The sequence below is a fragment of the Lonsdalea britannica genome (assembly GCF_946477055.1).
Classification (GTDB): domain Bacteria; phylum Pseudomonadota; class Gammaproteobacteria; order Enterobacterales; family Enterobacteriaceae; genus Lonsdalea; species Lonsdalea britannica_A.
This window is the reverse complement of record NZ_CAMKXG010000292.1, coordinates 1-3,792: the sequence shown is the minus strand read 5'-3', so window position 1 is coordinate 3,792 and position 3,792 is coordinate 1. Positions and strand designations below refer to the sequence as shown.

General features: G+C 60.8%; 4 protein-coding genes. 3 read left to right on the top strand and 1 reads right to left on the bottom strand.

Translation table 11 applies throughout. The annotated features are described in order from the left end of the window. Window positions 1–544: 5-oxoprolinase subunit PxpB (pxpB, locus tag Q7O77_RS15425; RefSeq protein WP_304169365.1), on the top strand; the 544-nt coding region annotated here is incomplete at its 5' end. Further along, the gene (locus tag Q7O77_RS15420) at window positions 541–1,530 is read left to right on the top strand and encodes a biotin-dependent carboxyltransferase family protein (RefSeq protein WP_304169363.1); all 990 of its coding nucleotides are present in this window, start codon (window positions 541–543) and stop codon (window positions 1,528–1,530) included. The genes pxpB and Q7O77_RS15420, both read left to right, overlap by 4 nt. A 230-nt stretch (window positions 1,531–1,760) precedes the next feature. On the opposite strand, the gene Q7O77_RS15415 is transcribed toward Q7O77_RS15420, so the two are convergent. Further along, complete coding sequence (locus tag Q7O77_RS15415; protein WP_304169360.1) at window positions 1,761–2,963, bottom strand: pyridoxal phosphate-dependent aminotransferase; 1,203 nt, start codon at window positions 2,961–2,963, stop codon at window positions 1,761–1,763. Window positions 2,964–3,345: 382 nt separating this feature from the next. Here Q7O77_RS15415 and Q7O77_RS15410 point away from each other — a divergent pair. Beyond that, window positions 3,346–3,792, top strand: a 447-nt coding sequence (locus Q7O77_RS15410; RefSeq protein WP_304169357.1) for a LysR family transcriptional regulator, incomplete at its 3' end; no start/stop codon positions are given.

Here is a 3,792-nt window from a genome sequence, read left to right as displayed (position 1 = left end):
GCGGCAACGGGACGATATCGAATCCCTGATCCCCGGCGTGACCAACCTGCTGGTGCTATTCAAGCACACGCCGCCAGCCCCTTCCGCCGTGGTTGATATGCTGCGGGACAGCTGGGATCGTGCGCGGGCCGTCACCTCGCAGGGCAAACGGATCGACATTCCCGTCTGCTACGGCGGCGAGCACGCCACGGATTTGGATGCCGTGTGCGAATTCACCGGGCTGACGGCGAAAGACGTCATTCGCCGTCATTATCAGGGCGAGTACACGGTTTTTGCGCTCGGCAGCGCGCCGGGGTTCGGCTATTTGCACGGTCTGGACCCGGCGCTGGCAACCCCGCGTAAAAAAGTGCCGTCGTTGAATATGCTGAAAGGCACTGTGACCATCGGCGGCGCGCAGACGGGGGTGTCGGCGCTAACTGGTCCAAACGGCTGGAACGCGATCGGCTTCGCCGATATGCCGCTCTTCGACCCCTGGGCGGACACGCCCGCGGTCATGGCGCCGGGAGACAGCGTTCGTTTTCTGCCTGAGAGGATTGAACTGTGATTGAGGTCATCAAAACCGGTCCGTTGAATACCGTTCAGGATCTCGGCCGCACCGGCTTTCGCCATATCGGCGTCTCGGTCAGCGGGGCGATGGATGCGCTGGCGCTGCGTGTCGGCAATCTGATGCTCGGCAATGACGAAAATGCCGCTGGCATTGAGGTACAACTTTTTCCTTTCCGCGTCCGTTTCACCCGTGACGGCGCCATCGCCCTGACCGGCGCCGATTGCCGCGCCGTGCTGGACGGTAAAGCGCTGCCGCCCTGGTGGGCCTGCGAGGTGCAGGCCGGGCAGGTGTTGGAGATGTCGTATCCCCGCAGCGGCGCTCGCGGTTATCTGTGCGTGGCGGGCGGCATCGATGTTCCTTTGGTCATGGGATCGCGCAGTACCGCGCTGCGCGGCAACTTCGGCGGGTTGGAGGGGCGACCGTTGACGCAAGGCGACCGCCTGCCGACGGGAGACGCGATGTCGTGTGCGCTGCCGAAGGGTGGGATTGGCGCCGTGCCCCCAGCGGTGGCTTTGGCCGACGTATTTCCGGTTAGCCCAGAGGGCGTGATTCAACTACGGGCGATCCCCTCTGGCGAATTTGACCTGTTTGCCCATGACGCCGCGCGTTTCTGGTCGCAATCGTGGACCATTTCCCGGCACAGCAACCGCACCGGCTATCGCCTGAGCGGTGAGCCGCTCGTCCCGTCCCGAACGGTTGAAATGCGCTCCTATGGTTTGATCCCCGGGATTGTGCAGGTGCCTCCGGCGGGAGAACCCATCATTCAGCTGAGCGACGCCAATACGGCAGGCGGCTATCCCAAAATCGCGGGCGTCATTGAAGACGACCTGTGGCGATTGGGACAGGCGCAGGCGGGCGATCGCCTGCAACTCATCGAAAGCGATGCCGCCGAGGCCATCGCCGTAAACCGTGCGGTGAAGGCGTATCTGCTCGGTGTCTCCCACAGCTGTCATCAGGTCGCTGCCGCGGCGCTGAACGGCTAATCGCCGGGTGCCGCAGACCTGTCCATCAGGCGGCGGCATCAGCGCAATTGAGCCTCTCTCACCTTCCTCTGAATAACGCTCCCTCTCTGCGCGGTTTCCCCCGCAGGTTTCTCTTTTTGCCTACGTGGCGTCTGGCGGTATGTCGTGCGGATGAAAGGAAGGCTTGCGGGCATAAAAAAACGGGGCGCAGAAGCGGCCCCGTGCCTTTGTCAGACTCGGTGAGATGACGTTTAACGCATGCCTTCGCAGAAGGCGGCCAGGCGGTCGCAGCCTTTTTGCAATATTTCCATGCTGGTGGCGTAGGAGAGGCGGAAATAGGGGCTCATACCGTAAGCCGCGCCCTGCACCGTCACCACGTGGTGCTCTTCCATCAGCGCCATCACGAAGTCGGCATCGTTGGCGATGTAACGGCCGCCTTGGGTGGTTTTCCCTATAAACGCGGCGATGTTCACAAACAGGTAAAACGCGCCTTGAGGTTTGTGACACAGCAGGCCGTGGATAGCGCTCAGGCGCTCCAGCACATAGTCGCGCCGCTGGCGATAAATCTCCGCGCGCTCTTTCAGCAGATCCTGCGGGCCGTCCAGGACTGCGACGGCGGCGGCCTGCGTTAACGTGGTCACGCCGCCTGCGTTCTGCGTATTGACGTTGCTCATCGCTTTGATCAGGTCGTTCGGTCCGCCGCAGAAGCCCAGTCGCCAGCCGGTCATTGACCAGGCTTTTGAGACGCCATTGACCGTCAGAACGCGATCTTTCAGTCGGGGTTCGACTTCCGCCATCGTGTAAAAGGTCACGTCGTCGTAGATCAGATGTTCATAAATGTCGTCGCTCAGGATCCAGATATCGGGATGTCGCAGCATGACGTCCGCGATCCCCTGCAAATCGGCCCGGCTGGCGACTGAACCGGTGGGGTTGCTGGGGTAGTTGAGCAGCAGCCATTTGGTTTTCGGTGTGATGGCCGCCTCAATTTCCTCCGGATAGGGCTTGAAGTCGTTTTCCTGCGGACAGGCCACGGGCACCGGAACGCCGCCCGCGAATTTCACGATATCGGCATAGCTGATCCATGAGGGGGACGGCAGCAACACTTCGTCGCCCGGATTGATCGTCGCCATGAAGGCGTTAAAGATGATCTGCTTAGCGCCGCCCGCGGTGATGATCTGACTGATATCGTAGTCCAGATGGTTGTCGCGCTTGAACTTACGCTGAATGGCCGCGCGTAGCGCCGGTGTCCCGTCGGTGGGCGGATAGCGGGTATCGCCCGCCAGCGCGGCGGCGTAGGCGGCCTCGGTGGCATGTAACGGCGTAGGAAAGTCCGGTTCGCCGGTGGATAAGCCAATAACATGGATACCCTGTGCGGCGAGGTCCCGCGCTTTCTGCGTCATGGCTACAGAGGCGGAAACGGTGACATTTTTTAGGCGATCGGCAATTTCAGGCATGTGCAGAGATTCCAGTCAGTCAGGGGCGTCATGCCGGTGAGGCCTGCAACGGAAGGATCAGGCGTGCGGCACGGTGCGAAAAGCAGGTCGATGGGTGACCCAGGTTGGGAAGAGCATAAAAGTGAACCCGGCACAGAGGCCAATAGCGCTTTGTTGTGGTGACATAACCTAATGCGATGGTTGTCGGTGTCGGGTCTGCGGGATGAGTGACCGCATTGCTTCACGATGGTGCAAAAGACGAAACGAATCGTGACTGATGCGGCGAAACAATATGGTCTAACCCACTGAAACCACAGCGCCTATACCCCCAGACCTGCGGTTGCGCGCGTTGGCCCCAATCTTGCTTTGATTAACGTCAAGATCCCGCAGTGAGGAAGCCACTATGAATCTCCGTCGACTTAAATACTTCATCAAGATCGTTGACGTGGGCAGCCTGACGCAGGCCGCCGATGTTCTTCATATCGCGCAACCCGCTCTTAGCCAGCAGCTGGCGACGCTGGAAGGCGAGGTCAATCAGCAGCTGTTAATCCGCACCAAGCGCGGCGTCACGCCGACCGAAGCGGGCAAAATTCTCTACACGCATGCTCAGGCTATCCTGCGCCAGTGCGATCAGGCGCAAATCGCCATCGACGGCGCCGGGTTGACCATCTCGGGCAGCGTGTCCGTCGGACTGGCGCCGGGGACGGCCGCCCAGCAGCTGGCGTTGCCGCTGATGAAGGAAGTGCATCGGCAGCATCCTGGCATCGTGCTGTATTTCAATGAAAACTTCGGCACTACGCTCAGTGAACTGATCATGAACGGGCGCATGGATATGGCGGTGATTTACGGT